At 64.2% G+C, this 16,862-nt stretch carries 17 protein-coding genes; 7 read left to right on the top strand and 10 right to left on the bottom strand.

The features are described 5' to 3' along the window. The first annotated feature begins 267 nt into the window (after positions 1–267). Positions 268–1,119: a plasmid partitioning protein gene (locus tag BZL41_RS25485; RefSeq protein WP_095601847.1), complete on the top strand. Its 852-nt coding sequence runs from the start codon at positions 268–270 to the stop codon at positions 1,117–1,119. Between the two features lie 216 nt (positions 1,120–1,335). After that, positions 1,336–2,643: an MFS transporter gene (locus tag BZL41_RS25480; protein WP_095601846.1), complete on the top strand. Its 1,308-nt coding sequence runs from the start codon at positions 1,336–1,338 to the stop codon at positions 2,641–2,643. Positions 2,644–2,655: 12 nt separating this feature from the next. Here the strand turns inward: BZL41_RS25480 and BZL41_RS25475 are convergent, their stop codons facing one another. Beyond that, positions 2,656–3,618 (bottom strand): GTP-binding protein, encoded by a 963-nt coding sequence (locus tag BZL41_RS25475; protein WP_095601845.1) that lies wholly within the window; start codon positions 3,616–3,618, stop codon positions 2,656–2,658. A 78-nt stretch (positions 3,619–3,696) separates the two neighbouring features. Here BZL41_RS25475 and BZL41_RS25470 point away from each other — a divergent pair, with 78 nt between their 5' ends. After that, positions 3,697–4,050, top strand: a complete 354-nt coding sequence (locus BZL41_RS25470; protein ID WP_095601844.1) for an NADH:ubiquinone oxidoreductase — start codon at positions 3,697–3,699, stop codon at positions 4,048–4,050. 5 nt (positions 4,051–4,055) lie between these two features. Here BZL41_RS25470 and BZL41_RS25465 read toward each other — a convergent pair whose 3' ends face one another. The 3 genes from BZL41_RS25465 to dksA are packed head-to-tail and all read right to left on the bottom strand — an operon-like array spanning position 4,056 to position 6,312. Continuing rightward, a complete protein-coding gene (locus tag BZL41_RS25465) occupies positions 4,056–4,691 on the bottom strand; it encodes a DUF1826 domain-containing protein (RefSeq protein ID WP_095601843.1) in 636 nt (211 codons plus the stop codon). Further along, a complete protein-coding gene (gene zigA / locus BZL41_RS25460) occupies positions 4,691–5,896 on the bottom strand; it encodes a zinc metallochaperone GTPase ZigA (RefSeq protein WP_095601842.1) in 1,206 nt (401 codons plus the stop codon). The genes BZL41_RS25465 and zigA overlap by 1 nt, the downstream gene beginning before the upstream one ends. Positions 5,897–5,907: 11 nt before the next feature. After that, a complete protein-coding gene (dksA, locus tag BZL41_RS25455) occupies positions 5,908–6,312 on the bottom strand; it encodes an RNA polymerase-binding protein DksA (RefSeq protein WP_095601841.1) in 405 nt (134 codons plus the stop codon). Positions 6,313–6,387: 75 nt separating this feature from the next. Here dksA and folE2 point away from each other — a divergent pair, with 75 nt between their 5' ends. From folE2 to BZL41_RS25435, 4 genes are read left to right on the top strand one after another with little or no spacing between them, the layout of a single operon-like run. Beyond that, entirely contained in the window at positions 6,388–7,287 is a 900-nt protein-coding gene (gene folE2, locus BZL41_RS25450) for a GTP cyclohydrolase FolE2 (RefSeq protein WP_095601840.1), read from the top strand. Continuing rightward, entirely contained in the window at positions 7,284–7,952 is a 669-nt protein-coding gene (locus BZL41_RS25445; protein ID WP_095601839.1) for a metal ABC transporter ATP-binding protein, read from the top strand. Before folE2 ends, BZL41_RS25445 begins: the two co-directional genes overlap by 4 nt. Continuing rightward, positions 7,952–8,809 carry a metal ABC transporter permease gene (locus tag BZL41_RS25440; RefSeq protein WP_095601838.1) on the top strand — a complete coding sequence of 286 codons (858 nt, stop codon included), beginning with the start codon at positions 7,952–7,954 and terminating at the stop codon, positions 8,807–8,809. Before BZL41_RS25445 ends, BZL41_RS25440 begins: the two co-directional genes overlap by 1 nt. Before the next feature lie 11 nt (positions 8,810–8,820). Then, positions 8,821–9,693, top strand: a complete 873-nt coding sequence (locus BZL41_RS25435) for a metal ABC transporter substrate-binding protein (RefSeq protein WP_095601837.1) — start codon at positions 8,821–8,823, stop codon at positions 9,691–9,693. 62 nt (positions 9,694–9,755) lie between these two features. Here BZL41_RS25435 and BZL41_RS25430 read toward each other — a convergent pair whose 3' ends face one another. The 6 genes from BZL41_RS25430 to BZL41_RS25405 form a co-directional block, all read right to left on the bottom strand. Then, positions 9,756–11,876 carry a TonB-dependent siderophore receptor gene (locus BZL41_RS25430; RefSeq protein ID WP_095601836.1) on the bottom strand — a complete coding sequence of 707 codons (2,121 nt, stop codon included), beginning with the start codon at positions 11,874–11,876 and terminating at the stop codon, positions 9,756–9,758. Positions 11,877–12,166: 290 nt separating this feature from the next. Then, positions 12,167–12,709, bottom strand: a complete 543-nt coding sequence (locus BZL41_RS25425; protein WP_095601835.1) for a DUF3617 domain-containing protein — start codon at positions 12,707–12,709, stop codon at positions 12,167–12,169. Between the two features lie 67 nt (positions 12,710–12,776). After that, a complete protein-coding gene (locus tag BZL41_RS25420; protein ID WP_095601834.1) occupies positions 12,777–13,139 on the bottom strand; it encodes a GFA family protein in 363 nt (120 codons plus the stop codon). Between the two features lie 110 nt (positions 13,140–13,249). Next, positions 13,250–13,678 (bottom strand): DUF1850 domain-containing protein, encoded by a 429-nt coding sequence (locus tag BZL41_RS25415; protein ID WP_095601833.1) that lies wholly within the window; start codon positions 13,676–13,678, stop codon positions 13,250–13,252. Continuing rightward, positions 13,675–15,705: a TRAP transporter permease gene (locus tag BZL41_RS25410; protein ID WP_095601832.1), complete on the bottom strand. Its 2,031-nt coding sequence runs from the start codon at positions 15,703–15,705 to the stop codon at positions 13,675–13,677. Before BZL41_RS25410 ends, BZL41_RS25415 begins: the two co-directional genes overlap by 4 nt. A gap of 167 nt (positions 15,706–15,872) precedes the next feature. Beyond that, positions 15,873–16,829, bottom strand: a complete 957-nt coding sequence (locus BZL41_RS25405; RefSeq protein WP_095601831.1) for a TAXI family TRAP transporter solute-binding subunit — start codon at positions 16,827–16,829, stop codon at positions 15,873–15,875. Between the last annotated feature and the right edge of the window lie 33 nt (positions 16,830–16,862).

The raw sequence follows: 16,862 nt of genomic DNA, 5'->3' as shown, positions 1-16,862 counted from the left end.
CAAGCCGTGGCGCGAAAAAATTTCTCCCTTCACGAAGATAGGACGCAGAGAGCCCGCCGGCTGCCTGCAAGCGTAGCCCAGCGAATCGGCGCCTTGACGGAATCGGAATTTCTGTTTCGATTTGATGACAAGAATGCAGGGATCGTCATTCCCGCAGCGCAGGACGCAGGCTGCCAGGGAGCCGGAGTGTCATGCACCCACCGCCTGAGTGGTTCAGGGCGAGCCGTTCAGCCATTCGAGTCAGACAATTACAAGAAGGTACTCGTCATGCTGCGCTCTTTTACTAGTACTACCTGCCGTTCGCTCCTCTGTGCGCTTCTCGCCCTGCTCGGCACCGGCATCGCCTGGGCCGACTCCCGTTGCAGCGAACGAAGCGCGACGCTGCTCCTACCCGCCAAGGTCAGTTGCAGCTACCAGACCACCTGGATTTCGTCCGGGCCGCTGAGCATCCGCCAGGTGATCTACCAGACGCCCCTGGGCACGCCGCCGGCCAAGGGCTGGCCGGTGGTACTGATCTACCAAGGCTCGTTCTTCCCGCTGGACGACTTCACCTACTACAGCAACATGCCCTTCGGCGGTTTCTACGAGGGAAAACTGATCCAGAAGCTGCTGGATAACGGCTACGCGGTGATCGCCCCCAGCGCCCCGGCCGATCTGTTCTGGCAGACCAACATTCCCGGCCTCGCGCAAACCTACGAGCTGAGCACCGATTACCGGTTCATCGGCAACGTGCTGCAGGCGATCCGCCAGGGGCATTTCGGCCGGCTCGACCCCAGCCGCCAGTACGCCACCGGCATCTCCAGCGGCGGCTACAACACCAGCCGGATGGCGGTGTCCTTCCCCGGCCAGTTCAAGGCGCTGGCCATCCAGTCGGCATCCTATGCCACCTGCAGCGGCCCGGTGTGCGTGGTGCCGGAGCTGCCGGCGAATCATCCGCCGACCACCTTCCTGCACGGTTTCGTCGATGCCGTAGTGCCCTGGTGGAGCATGGATCTGTACTACGACCGGCTGCTCTACCAGGGCATCGAAACCACCCGCTACACCGAACCCCTGGGCGGCCATGAGTGGTTCTCCGCCTCGCCCCGGCACATCCTCGCCTGGTTCAACGCCCATCCCTGACGAGGTGTCCTCGATCCGGGTTTTCCAAGCGCCGGAACGTGAGCGGATTTCCGCTTCCGTTCCGTCCGCTTCGGCACGATCTTGCTTACCGGAATGACGCCACCCGCCCGAAAAGCCGCGGCCTACGCGGCCTCCAGCCTTGGCACGACGCCTGCTATCGCCTTCCTCACCCAACGCCGGCCCGACCGGCGCCATAACGACAAGAGAGGAAAAGTGATGGACAATTCCAGCACCCTGATTGCCCCTGCCGTGCCCCGAACCACCTCGCAGCGCCTGAAGTCCATCTTCAGCGGCTCCGTGGGTAACCTGGTCGAGTGGTACGACTGGTACGTGTACGCCGCCTTCTCCCTGTACTTCGCCAAAGCCTTCTTCCCCCAGGGCGACATGACCGCCCAACTGCTCAACACCGCCGCGATCTTCGCCGTGGGCTTCCTGATGCGCCCGATCGGCGGCTGGCTGATGGGCATCTACGCCGACCGTAAGGGACGCAAGGCGGCGCTGCTGCTGTCGGTCCTGATGATGTGCGGCGGCTCGCTGATCATCGCCCTGACGCCTGGCTACGAGACCATTGGCGTCGCCGCACCGATCCTGCTGGTGCTGGCGCGCCTGCTCCAGGGCCTGTCGGTGGGCGGCGAATACGGCACCTCGGCCACCTACCTCAGCGAGATGGCGACCAAGGAGCAGCGTGGCTTCTACTCCAGCTTCCAGTACGTCACGCTGATCTCCGGCCAGCTCATTGCCCTCGGCGTTCTGATCGCATTGCAGCAGACACTCAGCACCGAGCAACTGGAAAGCTGGGGCTGGCGCGTGCCCTTCTTCATCGGCGCGTTCTGTGCGGTCGCCGCGCTGTACCTGCGCCGCGGCATGGAAGAAACCGAGTCCTTCACCCAGAAGAAGGACAAGCCGAAGGAAAGCCTGCTGCGTACCCTGCTGCGCTATCCCAAGGAAGTACTCACCGTGGTCGGCCTGACCATGGGCGGCACCCTGGCCTTCTACACCTACACCACCTACATGCAGAAGTACCTGGTGAACAGCGTCGGGATGAGCAAGAACGACTCGACCATGATCTCGGCCGCCACCTTGTTCCTGTTCATGCTGCTGCAACCCATCATCGGCGCGCTGTCCGACAAGATCGGCCGGCGTCCGATCCTCATCGCCTTCGGCGTGCTCGGAACCCTCTTCACCTACCCGATCCTCAGCGCCCTGCAAGGTGTGCAGAACTGGTGGGACGCCTTCCTGCTGATCATGCTGGCGCTGATCATCGTCAGTGGCTACACCTCGATCAACGCCGTGGTGAAGGCCGAACTCTTCCCCACCGAGATTCGCGCCCTCGGCGTCGGCCTGCCCTATGCGCTGACCGTGTCGATCTTCGGCGGCACCGCCGAGTACCTCGCCCTATGGTTCAAGAGCATCGGCATGGAGAGCGGCTTCTACTGGTACGTCACCGGCTGCATCGCCTGCTCGCTGCTGGTGTATGTGTTCATGAAGGACACCCGCCACCACTCGCGGATGGATCGGGATTGATCCGCGGCCGGGTCAGAGGCGGCATGCCTCCAGCCCGGCCTTCAACGTCGCTTCGTCCTGCGGACCCGTGAAGATCAGTTCCAGGCGCGAATCCTTGCGCCATTCGCTGGCCTGCCAGTGGATCGGCTGGCCGTCCAGGGCATTGCCGGACAGCCAGCCGGCGTTGGTCTGCAACACCAGCTTGGCCCGTCGCCAGGGCAGACTGGCCAGCCAGAGCTGGACACGCATCAGTTCGAAGCGCTGGCTCGGGTGCCAGCGCCAGCCGATACTCCAGCCTTCGGCCTGGGCATGGGTCTGGCAGATGGGCTGCGCCGGATCGCGCCAGAGCGCCGGCAGCGCCGCCGATCCCTCGGGCTGAGGCAAGGACGCGGCGCCCGCCCCCGGGCGCCGGTCGATGCCGGGCAACCGCCCCAGCGGCAGCGCCCCTTGGGACGTCCAATGCAGTGTGATGGGTGGCAACGCCTCGGCCAGCCGGGCACGGGTCGCCTCGTCGAGATGTTCCGCCTTGTTCAAGACCAGCAGCGCCGCTTCCGGCAGGGCGTCGTGCTGGCTGCCCGGCAGGGGCTGGCCGGCCACCATGGCCTGGGCATCCAGCACCATGACGCACGGTTGCACGGCCAGTACGCCTTCCCAAGGCGGCTCGCGCAGTTGCCGCAGCAGTTCGCCCGGGTGGCCGAGGCCGGAGGGTTCGATGAACAGGCGGTCGGGCTTCGCCTTACGCAGCAGCCGGCCCAGTCCGACCTGGAACGGCGCGCCGTTGACGCAGCACAGGCAGCCGCCCGCCACTTCGCCCAGGGCGATGCCGTCTTGATCGGTGGTCAGCAACGCCGCGTCCAGGCCGATCTGGCCGAACTCGTTGATCAGGATCGCCCAGCGCTCGCCGGCCGGCTTCTGTGCCAGCAGGTGGCGGATCAGGCTGGTCTTGCCCGCACCCAGGGGGCCGGCGATCAGGTGGGTGGGAATGTGTTCGAGCATGGGCTTATGGTGAGGCCTGTCCGGGCCGCAGACAAATCCACTCTGTTAAAGTGCGCGTCCGTCATCGGGAGATCGTTCATGCGCCGTTGGTTCCTTTCCTTACTGGCCGCCCTGCCCCTGTTCGCCCAGGCCGAGGCCTGCATCGTGCACAGCCGTGCCGAACGGCTGGACGTGAAAGTCTGCCAGCAGAACCGCAGCATCCCCGAAGCGCTGTTCCGCAGCGGCTTCTGCCAGCCGAAATTGCAGGGGCAGGAAGTCGAGGTGGAATTCGTCGAGCAGTGCCCGCAGGGCGCCTTCGGTATTTGCAGCGACGCCCAGGCGAGCAACATGCCGTACCGGCAGGATATCCATTACTACGGCGTGGCCAGCGATGCCGCCTTCCTCAAGCCCTATTGTGAGCAGCAGAGCAAGGGGAATTGGCTGAAGCCCTGAGCGACTCAGCCAAGCCAATCCAGCGTCAGCAACAACCGGCGTTCGCCCGGCGCCGGTTGCGGCGAGCGGTGGATGAGGCCGGCGCCTTCGTTGCCGATCCACTTCTCGCCCTTGAGCAGCGCCACATGGCCAGTCTCGATCTGCCGGATACCCTCCGACGGTTCGGCGGCCGGATCGCCCAGGCGGCGGCGATCCATCGTCCCCTCTTCCAGCCATTGGCTGCCGACCCCGGCATAGGTGGTCACCAGCCGCAGCGGCACGTGGTCGACGTGAAAGCGCGGGCACATGGCCTTGTCCAATACCCGCAGACGCAAACCGATGCGCCGGGCCTCCAGCAGGCATGCGTAGGCCCGCACCAGCCAGGCCACGTCGGCGACGAAGTCAGCGTGGCCGGGCAGCGCGGAGAAGTCTCCGGCCAGCGACGGCAAGGAGGGCTCGGCTTCGCCCTCGATCTCCAGGGTGACGGACTGCGCCAGCGGTTCGCCGCTGGCCAGCAGCCGGGCGGCGAACGCTGCCACGGCCTCGGGCAAACCGCGCTGCCACACCGCCAGATTGACCCCGTCGAGCAGCACATCGGCGAGCACGTCCGGCTGCGCGCCCAGCCGCTGCCGCACCGTTGGAGCCCATCGCCGCGCCAGCATCAGGCGGCCTCCTCGGTCCAGCGGCTGAAGGGGTCCGGCAGGCGCCGCCAGGCGTCCACGCCTTCGTTCCATTCGGAATCGGTCAACAGGCAATCATCGAGTTCGGCGCTCAGCCGGGCGAAGTCGATGTTCTGCCCGATGAACACCAGCTCCTGACGGCAGTCGCCCACCTCGGCGGTCCAGTGGCGCATGATCGCCGCCAGACTTTCCTCATCCTGCGGCCAGTGTTCGCGCGGCACGAAGCGCCACCAGCGTCCGGCGAAGCCATGCCGCATCAGACCGCCGGCCTGGGACCAGCTACCAGCGTCCTGGGGCCGGCTGGCCAGCCAGAAATAGCCTTTGGAGCGGAGCAGGCGGCCATTGGTCCATTCGCGGTCGAGGAAATCGAAGAAGCGCTGCGGATGGAAGGGCCGACGCGCCCGGTACGCCGTGGAGGCAATTCCGTATTCCTCGCTTTCCGGCACGTGTTCGCCGCGCATCTCCTTCAGCCAGCCGGGTGCCTGGGCGGCACGCTCGAAATCGAAGCGGCCGGTATCGAGGATCTTCTCCAGCGGCACCTGACCCATGACCATCGGGATGATCTCCGCCGTGGCGTTCAGGCGCCCGAGGATGGCCAGCAGTTCGTCGCGCTCGGCCTGGCCGATCAGGTCGATCTTGCTGATCAGGATGACATCGGCGAATTCCACCTGCTCGATCAGCAGGTCGGTGATCGAGCGCTCATCTTCCTCACCCAGGGTCTCGCCCCGGCTGGCCAGGCTGTCCGCCGCCTGGTAGTCGCGCAGGAAATTCAGCCCGTCGACCACCGTGACCATGGTATCCAGCCGCGCCAGGTCGGACAGGCTGCGACCCTGTTCGTCGCGGAAGGTGAAGGTCTCGGCCACCGGCAAAGGCTCGGAGATACCCGTGGACTCGATCAATAGGTAATCGAAGCGACCTTCCCGGGCGAGCCGGCTGACTTCTTCCAACAGGTCTTCACGCAGGGTGCAGCAGATGCAGCCGTTGCTCATCTCGACGAGCTTTTCCTCGGCGCGATTGAGACTGACGTCGCGCTGGACCTCGCTGCCGTCGATGTTGATTTCGCTCATGTCATTGACGATCACCGCGACCTTGCGGCCCTCGCGATTCTTCAGCACGTGGTTGAGCAGCGTGCTCTTGCCGGCGCCGAGAAAACCGGACAGCACGGTGACAGGCAGGCGTGGGTTCATGGCATTCCTCATCAGACGTTACGCAGGTGTTTTTCCAGTTGCTCCTGGCGCTCCTTGGCCTCGATGCAGAGCGTCGCGGTGGGGCGCAGGAGCAACCGTTGCAGGCCAATCGGCTCGCCGGTTTCGGCGCACCAGCCGTATTCGCCCCGGGCCAGGCGCTCCAGGGCTTCGTCGATCTTGTCGAGCAGCTTCTTTTCCCGTTCCAGCAGGCGCAGTTGCCACTGGCGCTGCTCCTCGCGGGTGGCCAGGTCGGCATCGTCCGCCGGGCGATCCTGCTCGCGCAGTTCGTCGAACTCGCCGTCTATGCGGCTGCGCAGCGATTCGCGCTGGCGCAGCAGCAGTTCCTTGAAAAAGGCTTGCTGGGCCTCGTTCATGTAGGCCTCGGGGGGCTGTTGGAGCAGTTCTTCTTCGGTCATGGCTGAATCCGGTTGGCTTCCGTTATTGTTATAACATAACATTTATGTTCGACCATTGCTGCCGAGCGAATCCCGATGAACGCCATAACCCTGCCGGATATCGCCATCCAGCCCAGCCAACAGCAGCAGCCCCTCGACTGGGTCGGCATGTGCGGCATCGCCCTGCCTCTGCTGCTCAATGGCCACCGCATCCAGGCCCATGCAGATGCCGGCGTCAGCCTGGACGACGGCAGCGCCCGCGGCATTCATATGTCGCGCCTGTACTTGGCGCTGGCCGAACTGGAGCACGAACCGCTGACGGTTCCGCTCGTGCGGCACGTGCTGGAACGCTTCCTCCAAAGTCACGAAGGGCTTTCCCAGCGCGCGGAGCTGCGCCTGCGGGGCAATCTGCTGCTCAGTCGTCCGGCACTGGTCAGTCCGCTCAGCGGCTGGAAGACCTATCCCTTCGAGGTTCTGGTGAGGCTGGATGCCGCTGGGTTTCACGTGGAACTGCAAGTGGAGATCGGTTATTCGTCCACCTGCCCCTGCTCTGCCGCGCTGGCCCGGCAGCTCATCCAGCAGCGCTTCGTCGAGGATTTCGCCCAGCGCCCGCTGAACCGCGCCGACGTACTGGCCTGGCTGGGCAGCAGCCAAGGCATCGTCGCTACGCCCCACAGCCAGCGCAGTACCGCCAGCCTGCGCGTGAGGTTGGATGGAGATGCCGTGGACTTTCCCATCGAGCGCTTTGTGGATTGCGCCGAAGCAGCGTTGTCCACGCCCGTGCAAACCGCGGTGAAACGCGCCGACGAGCAAGCCTTTGCCCTGGCCAACGGGCAGAACACGATGTTCTGCGAAGACGCGGCTCGCCGACTGCATCAGGCACTACGCGGCCTCGACGATGTCAGGGGTTTCCGGATACGCGTCGTCCATGCCGAGAGCCTGCATGCCCACGATGCCGTGGCGGAGAGCCGCTGGAGCTGGGAGGAAGTCCGATGATCCGCTGCCTGGGCTTGCAATGGGGACCGGCCGGTCGGCCACTCACTCCGCCCCTGGACCTGCATCTGCCGGCCGGCAGCCTGACCGCGATCACTGGCGCCAACGGCAGCGGCAAAAGCAGCCTGCTGAAGGTACTGGCCGGGCTGCATAAGCCCCTGGCCGGGCAACTGCGCCTGGCGGTTCCCTCGCTCGGTGGGGTCGGCTACCTGGCCCAGCAACAGAGTTTCGACCGGCAGTTTCCCATCGACCTGCTCGGTCTGGTCGCAGCAGGCAGTTGGCGCAGCCGGCTTTCCCGCATCGAACGCCGGCGGCGGCTCGAACAGGCGCTGGCCAACTGGGTGCTGGACGGACTGCAAGACCGTCCCTTGCAGGCGCTCTCCGGCGGGGAACTGCAACGCGCCCTGCTCGCCCGCCTGGAGCTGACCGACGCGCCACTGCTCTTGCTCGACGAGCCGGCAGCCACCCTCGACGAAGCCGGCCAGACGCTCCTGTGGCAGCAGATCGCCCGCTGGCAGCGCGAAGGCCGTACCCAACTCGTGGTCTGCCATGATCTGGACATCGTTCGCCGCTATTTCCCGAATAACCTTAAAATCGCCGCAGATGGCTGCCGTTTCACTTCCAATATCTGCGATTCGTTCTCCGTGCGTGGGCTGCGGGTTGCCTGATGGATGCGCTCTGGCAGCCCTTCGTGGAGTTCGCCTTCATGCGGCGCGCGCTATTCGGCGGGATCGCGCTGGCCATCAGTGCGGCGCCTCTGGGTGTCTTTCTGATTCTGCGGCGGATGAGCCTGATCGGCGACGCCATCGCCCATGGCATTCTCCCTGGCGCCGCGCTGGGCTTCTGGCTGGCCGGCCTGAGCCTGCCGGCCATGACTTTCGGCGGTCTCGGCGCCGGCCTGGCCATGGCTGGACTGGCCGCCTGGATCACCCGCCGCACTGGGTTGCGCGAGGACGCCAGTCTGGCGGCGATCTATCCCATCTCCCTGGCCAGCGGCGTGCTCCTGCTCGGCCTGTCCGGTAAGCGACTCGACCTGCTGCACCTGCTGTTCGGCTCCGCCCTGGCCGTGGACGAAACGACCCTCCATGGCATGTTGCTGGTCGCCTCCGTCAGTCTCGCAATTCTCGTGGCGATCTATCGCTGGCTCGCCCTGGATAGCTTCGACCCGCTCTTCCTGCGCAGCGTCAGCCGGCTCGGCCCGCTGGCCCACGGGCTGTTCCTGATGCTGGTGGTACTCAACCTGGTGGTGGGTTTCCAGGCCATCGGCGCGCTGATGGTGGTCGGGCTGATGATGCTGCCGGCCGCCGCGGCGCGTTTCTGGAGCAGGCGCCTGCCCGTCCTGCTGCCCCTCGCCGCCCTGCTCGCCGCCGCCTGCGTCTGGCTCGGCCTGCTGTTTTCCTACTACGCCGCGCTGCCCAGCGGTCCGTGCATCGTCCTGCTGGCCGGTGCGGCCTACCTGCTCTCCGTACTGGCCGGGCCGGTCCACGGCTTGCTGCGCCGTATTCCTTCGCCGATCGCTACCTGAGGTTCCCTTCGATGCGCCTGTTATTCGCCGCTTTGCTCCTGCTTCTGCCGCTTTCCCTATCCGCTGCGGAAAAGCTGAAGGTGGTCGCCAGCTTCAGCATCCTTGCTGACATTACCCGGCAGATCGCGGGAGACGAGGTGGTGCTGCGGACATTGGTCGGCCCCGACGAAGATGCCCACGTCTACGAACCCACTCCGGACGATGCCAAGGCCCTGCTGGCGGCCGATCTGGTGATCGCCAACGGTCTCGGCTTCGAACCCTGGCTCGACCGGCTGCTGGCCTCCGGCGAGGCGCGCGGCCAACGCATCGACGCGAGCCGGGGCGTGGTGCCGCTGACCATCGATGAGAACGGGCATCGCATCCCAGACCCGCATGCCTGGCAGAGCCTCGCCAACGGCGAAATCTATGTGCGCAACATCGCCCAGGCGCTGATGGCCGCCGATCCGACGCATGCCGATACCTACGCCCAACGCCGCGACGCCTACCTGCAACGCCTGCAAGCCCTGCTCGCCAAGGCCAGGGAGAGCCTCGGCCGGCTGCCGGCGGACAAGCGCCGCGTCATCACCAGTCACGACGCGTTCGCCTATCTGGGACAGGCCTATCAGTTGCAGTTCCGTGCACCGCAAGGGCTGTCCACGACCGACGAGCCGTCGGCCGCCGAGGTCGCCGCCCTGATCCGGCAAATCCGCAACGAGGGTGTGCAGGCGGTGTTCGTCGAAAACATCCGCGATCCGCGCCTCGTCGAGCAGATAGCCGCCGAAGCCGGCGCCAGGGTCGGCGGCACGCTGTACTCCGACGCCCTGGCGGCGGAAGGTCCGGCCAGTACCTACCTGGGCCTGTACGAGCACAATCTGGATGCGCTGATGGACGCCCTCACACCCTGACGCCCGATATGAAAAAAAAAGCCCCACGGCAGCGGTCTGCGCGTGGGGCTTCAAGGCAGGGATCAGTACTTCCAGCTGACCGACATGCTGGCGTTGCGCGGTGCGGCGTAATAACCCTGATCCCAATACAGGCTGGTCAGGTATTTCTCGTCGGTCAGGTTGTTGAGGTTGGCCGAGACGGTCCAGTGCGGGTCGATGTCGTAGCTGGCCATTAGATTGACCACGGCGTAGTCGTCCTGCTCGATCTGGGCGCCAGCACCACTCGGCAGGGTCACGTCGCGATGGATATCGTCCTGCCAGTTCACACTGGCGCCGACCTTCAACTGTTCCAGGGACGGAACGCGGTAGGTCGCGGAGGCACGTACCAGGTGCTTGGGTACATAGGTCTTGCCGTGCTCGTGATTCTCGTCCTGGATATCGACGTAGGTGTAACCGGCAACGGCCTGCAAGCCCGGCAGCACCTCGCCGGAGACTTCGAACTCGTAGCCTTCGCTCAGGTAGTTGGCGCCCGAATAGGCTTGGCGACCATTCACGAAGCCGGCACTTTCGGCAATGTTGTCTTGCTTGGTTTTGAATACCGCTGCGGAGACATTCAGCCGGCCATCGAACAACTCACCCTTGACGCCTGTTTCGTAGCTGGTCCCTTCGACCGGCGCGAGACGATTGCCACTAGCATCGAGCCTCGACTGAGGGTCGAAGATTTCCGTGTAGCTGGCATAGACCGAGAAGAGGTCGTTGATGTCGTATACCAAGCCGGCGTAAGGCGTGATGTCGTCATCGGAGCGAGACTTCTGAACGCCGTAGCTCAACCCTTCGCTATCCAATTTGGTCGCCCGCGCGCCGACGATCAACGACAGCTTGTCAGTCAGGCTGAAGCGGGCAGCGGAATAGACACTCTTCTGTTTGTCCTCGAAGGAACTGCCATCGATTGCAGCGTCGTAGAGCGGTTCCGGATAATCACCACTCCAGTCGCTCAGAGGCGGCAAGGCCGTACCGATTCCTCTTCCGTAGCGCGAAACGTCTTCAAGCTCGGACTTCGACCAGTTGGCGCCCAGCGTCAACTCATGCTCACGACCACCCAAGGCGAAGGGGCCGCTAACGTAGACATCGGCGAGCCACTGCTTGGTTTCCTCATGGTACGCGGAGGGATAGCTGAACAGCCCCAGGCCGGTATCTCTATCCGGCGTACCGTAGACATAGAACAGCTGGGAATCGCTTTTCTTCTCGACCCGTGTCAGCACACCCTTGGCTTCCCAGCCATTGTCGAAGCGGTGGCTCAATTCGGCGAAGGTGCGGTTTTCCTGGTTGTCCCAATAGGCCCAGTCCGACGAAGTGCTGGTGGAGCGGGAAAGATGTGTGGGCGAACCGTCCGTGTTGTAGAGCGGCAGCGCCCCCCACATCGGGCTGTTGGAATCGGTCTTCTGCAGTGTATGGCCGAGGGTAAACAGGGTGCTGTCGTCCAGATCGAATTCCAGTACGCCGTGGAAAACATTCTTCTCCCGGGAATAGCGATCCAGGTAGGAATTCTTGTTTTCGTTGGCGTAGACCACACGGCCGCGAACGTTGCCGGACTCGGTCAGTGCACCCGACACGTCGGTGTCGATGCGACGCAGGTCCCAGGAGCCGGCGGTCAGGTCGATGCGGGCCTGGGGCTCGAGGGTCGGTCGCTTGCGTACGAAGTTGACGGTGGCGGACGGATTGCCGGTGCCTGTCATCAGACCGTTGGCACCGCGTACGATCTCGATGCGCTCGAACGGCGCGGTATCGATGCTGCCGTCGAGGTTGCCATAGACGAAGGGCGTGCCGAGGCCGTCGTATTGGAAGTTGGTGATGTCGAAGCCGCGCGCGGTGAAGTAGGTCCGGTCGGTTTCCACTTCTTCCACGGAAATACCGGTGGTGTTCTTCAACGCGTCGTTGACACTGGTGAGCTTGAAGTCGTCCAACTGCGCACGGGTGATAGTGGAGATGGACTGCGGTGTTTCGCGCGGCGTCAGGTCCAGCTTGGTGGCGGCGCTGCTGCTCTTGGCCTTGTAGGAATCCTGCTCGGCCTCCTTGGTGTCACCGACCACGGTGAGCGTATCGAGTACTGCCGCATCGGAGCTTTCCTGGGCGATGGCCCCTTGCAAAAGGCCGAGCGAAAGCGCGGACGCCACGCAGGTGGCCAGACCGGTCTTCTTGATCACTGTTTTTCCCCGTAGATATTGGTTGGCCTCGTCCGCCTGACTCCGAAGCGGCGACGGCCTTTTAAGCGAGCATCGTCAGGCCGGGGCTATCCGAGCCAACCAGAGCCAGAAACGAATGCTAATAATTATCGATAAATAATCGCATCGGGACGTGGCCAGGTCAACGCAATTGAGGCTGATTAGCATTTGCCAGGCGGGAATGGGGCGAAGCAAGCCGTCCGCGCAAAAAAGCGCGGCAAGTATGTCGGGAAAAATCGAGCGCTGCGCCGGTCAGGCCGACGCAGCCGTGGTCAGGGTTGCAGCCGCACCGGGGGGACGTTGCCGCAGTCCTCGCCAATCCAGCGGGAAACGTATTCCATCTCGCTCTGCTGGGCCTCCTGGCCGCTGCGTTGGTGGGTGCCGGTTATCCGCGTGACGTATTCGCGATCGCTGATGAAGCGGGTCTCTCCTTCGCCACTGGCCTCCGGACAGGTGAAACGGAACGCCCAGCGTTCGGCACTGCGCTCGGTGAACTCATTCTTGCAGCCACCCTGTTGGTGCTGCAGCGGAATGTTATCCGCCTTGACCTGCTCGGCCGTCAGGCAGATGCGTACACCCTTGTCGCCCACCTGGACGCCCTGCTTGGCCATCATGTCTTCCATCATCTTGCGCTGCTCGGGCGGCAGGCTCTTCATGCGCTCCAGCATTTCCTGCATACCGGGTAGTTGCTGCCCGTCGACCTGCATCTTGTTGGAGCTGACTTCCCACAAGCCGGGCCGGATCACCTGAGCATGGGCCAGGGGAGCCAGCAGGCAGACCGCCGTCGCAATCGTCGTCGCAAGGTGTTTTTTCATGGCTGGGCATCCGATTCGCCGAAGATTCGAACTGCAAGCGTAGAACATCGTTCTGGAACCATACCCATCAGAAGCTACGGCCGTCGACCTGAACCACCTTCAAGCCGGAACGGTCCAGCTCGGGCAGGCAGCGGACATTGACCGCCGCAGTCTCCGTCCCACTGGGGTCCTTGCCGAAGCCGAAGGGCGCACAACCGCACACCGGGCAGAAGTGATGGTCGATGACGTGCTTGTTGAAGCGATAGGTCGCCATGTCCGCCTCCGGCGTGACCAGCCGCAACTGCCGTCTCGCCACGAACCACAGCAGGTATCCCTTCCGGCTGCAGTGGGAGCAGTTGCACTCTATGACCTGTTCGATTTCGCCCTCCACTTCGAAGGTAATTCGTCCACAGTGGCAGCTTCCCTTGTGGATAACCGTATGGGTGTTCATGGCTTCCTCCTGAAAAGACGGTGCCCTTCACCATAGTCGAAGCAATCGAGAACGCGGAAAAGAAAAACCCCGGCACTTGGCCGGGGTTCTTCCGATACGACGCGGGCTTCTCAGCCCTGCCCGCTTCCCTCGCGGGTCGCGGGGCTGCCCGGCGTGGTGACCGCACAGCTCCAGAGTTCCAGCGCCGGCTGGCTCGCTTTTGGCGGGCCGAGCCATTCACTCAAGTCGTGACAACGCTGGTCGAAACACAGTTGGTAATCCCCCGCCTCGGGCGTTCTGCCCAAGCGCAGCGGCTGCAAGGGCGGTAGCTGGCGCTGGTAGTGCCAGGTGCCCTCGCGAAGTTCGGCGCCGTCCGGTATTTCCATGCCGGCGCCAGAACCCTTGACCCGCGCCTCGCCGAGCAGCAGGCCGCTCGTCGTCACGCGGTAATCCTCTTCCCAGCGCACCTTTTCGATGGTGTGCCGCCAGGCCAGGGTGAAGGCCGGGACGGGCAGTTCCGCCCAGACGGCCCCGGCCAGTCCCATGCACAGACCGATCACGCGACCACCGGCTTGCCATCGCGGCGCAGGCGCCAGAAGTGCACGGCGAGCATGCCAACGCCAAGGGCGAAGCCCAGTTCGTCAGTGATCGGCAGTGCCATGACCAGGCAGGCCCCGGCGGCCAGACCGAGCAGGCGCTCCCACCAGAACAGCTTGCCGTGCAGGTAGCCCACCGAAGCCACACCCCAGAGAGCGATGGCGAACATGGCCTTGACCGCCACGTAGGCCGTCATCATCAGGCTGTCGCCTTGCAGCATCAGCGCTGGCGAATACACCGCCATGAACGGCACGACGAAACCGGCGATGGCGATACGCACCGCCCACAGGCCGATCTTCAGGCCGGTTTCCTTGGCGATCGGAGCGGCAGCGAAGCAAGCCAACGCCACGGGCGGGGTGAGGTCGGCGAGGATGCCGAAGTAGAAGACGAACATGTGCGAGACGATCAGCGGAACGCCAAGTTCCAGCAGCGCCGGCGCCGCGATCGAGCTGGTGATGATGTAGTTCGGGATCGTCGGGATACCCATGCCCAGGACTAGGCAGGTGAGCATGGTCAGCACCAGCGAGAGCAGCAGGTTGTCCTGGCCGATGGCAAGAATGTAGCCAGCGAAGGTGGAGGCCACGCCAGTCAGCGAAACCACGCCGATGATCACGCCGACCAGGGCACAGGCGATGCCCACCGGTACCGCATGGCGCGCACCTTCCACCAGCGCATGCAGGCAGATGACCAGGGTGTCGCGGCCGCCCTTGAGGAACCAGCAGGTCGCCACCAGCACACCGATCACTGCGAACACGACGCCGATACCCAGCTGGAAGAACCCGGCGCAGAGCAGCCCCAGGGCCACCCAGAAGGCGACCCGCAGGCCCTTGGACGATACCCGCAGGATGATTGCCGAGCCGAGGATCACGATGGCCGTCAACGCCAGCCCCACCATGCCGGAGAACAACGGCGTGCGGCCAGAGAACAGCAGGAAGACCAGTATGCCCAGCGGAATCAGCAGGAACCAGCGTTCCTTCACCGCCTTCCACGGATTCGGGCACTGGTCTTTCGGCAGACCCTTGAGGTTGGCGCGCTTGGCTTCCAGGTGCACCATCCAGAACACCGAGCCGAAATACAGCAGCGCCGGAATCAGGGCCGCCTTGGCGATTTCGACGAAGGGCACGTTGATGGTTTCGGCCATGATGAAGGCCACGGCGCCCATCACCGGCGGCATCAACTGGCTGCCCATGCTGGAGGTCGCCTCCACGGCGCCGGCGAAGGCCGGGCGGTAGCCGAAGCGCTTCATCAGCGGAATGGTGAACTGGCCAGTGGTGACCACGTTGGCCACGCCGGAACCGGTGATGGTGCCCATCAGCGCGGAAGACACCACGGACACCTTGGCCGGACCGCCGAGCTTGTGGCCGAACAGGCCCATGGCGAAATCGGTGAACAGCTTGATCATCCCGGCCTGCTCGAGGAACGAGCCAAACAGGATGAACAGGAAGATATAGGTGGCGGATACATAGGTCGGGGTGCCGTAGAAACCTTCGGTACCGAACGCCAACTGGTTGACGATCTGGTCGAAACCATAGCCCCGGTGCGCCAAGTCGCCCGGCAGGTACTCGCCGAACAGCCCATAGGCCAGGAACAAGCCACAGATTATCGGCAGCGCGATACCCATGACCCGCCGCGCCGCTTCGAACACCAGCACCATCAGGACCAGGCCGATCACCATGTCGCCGCTGGTGAGGTCACCGGAGCGCTGGATCAGGTCGGCTTCGAAAATCCACTGGTAGGCCGCCGTGCCCATACCGGCGAGGCCGAGCAGCCAGGCCAGCGGCTGCCAGGGACGCCCCTTGCCGAACGCCGGGAAGCTGAGGAAGACCAGCATCAGCAGGAAGCCGATGTGCACCGCCCGCAGCACCTGGGTGGAAACCAGCGGGAAGGCGGCGGTGAAAACCTGGAAGGTGGAAAACGACAGAGCGACGAAGAACAGCGCCTTCGGCCAATCGCCCGTCGCGGCCGCAAGGCCTTGATGATGCTCACTCATGGAGGGTTTCCCTCATCTACTGCAGGTGATGCCCGGAAAAACCGCTAACAAAACCTGCCGCTACCCCCAGTCAGGATAGCGCTGGTTTTATTAGCGTCTCTGCGCGGGTAAAGCCCCTCTCCTCGCGGAGAGGGGGCTGAACGGGAACAAACGTTGACGGCAGCGGCTCACTTGAGCACGCCGGCCTCCTTGTAGAAACGCTCGGCGCCCGGGTGCAGCGGGATCGGCAGGTTCTGGGTGGCGGACTCCAGCTTGATGTCCTTGGCTGCGGAGTGGGAAGTGGCCAGGCGATCGAGGTTGTCGAACATCAGCTTGGTCATCTTGTAGGCCACGTCATCGGAAACGCCTTCATGGCTCACCAGAATGTTCTGGATCGCCACGGTGGGAACGTCTTCGTCCTGACCGTCATAGGTCTTGGCCGGGATCACAGCGGCCTGGTAGGCGGCGTTGTCGATCTTGCCGACGACATCCTGCGGGATCGCGACGAAGCTGATCGGCATGGTCGCGGCCAAGTCGCGGATCGCAGCCATGCCGAGGCCGGACGATTGCAGGGTGGCATCGAGCTGGCGGTTCTTGATCAGTTCGACGGACTCGGCATACGGCAGGAATTCCACCTTGCCCATGTCCTCGTAGCTCAGGCCGGCGGCCTTGAAGATGGCGCGGGCGTTCAGCTCGGTGCCGGATTTCGGCGCGCCGACGGAAATGCGCTTGCCCTTCAGGTCAGCCAGGGTCTTGATGCCGGATTCCTTGCTGGCCACGATCTGGATGTAGTTCGGGTAAGTCGAACCGATGGCGCGCAGCTTCTTCAGCGGGGCCTTGAAGCCGGCGTCTTCCACGCCGTTCCAGGCATCGGCCACCGAGTCGCCCAGGGCCAGGGCCAGTTCACCACGCCCGGCCTGCAGGAGGTTGAGGTTCTCCACGGAAGCCTTGGTGGCCTGCACGGAGGTTTTCGAGCCTTCGATGCCGTTACTGTAGATCTGCGACAGGCCGACGCCGATCGGGTAATAGACGCCGCTGGTGCCGCCGGTGAGGATGTTGATGAAGGTCGGCGCCGCGAGCGCGGCGGTGCTGGCAGTGAAGGCCGCGGCAGCGGCGAGAAGGCTGAAACGCTTGATCAGTCTCATGGAAGAATCTCCGTCGTTGTTATTTGGTTGTTG

It is taken from the genome of Pseudomonas sp. PIC25, from assembly GCF_002286785.1.
Lineage (GTDB): Bacteria > Pseudomonadota > Gammaproteobacteria > Pseudomonadales > Pseudomonadaceae > Pseudomonas_M.
Note: the sequence above shows the minus strand (reverse complement) of the source record. Positions and strands in the feature narration are given on the sequence as shown.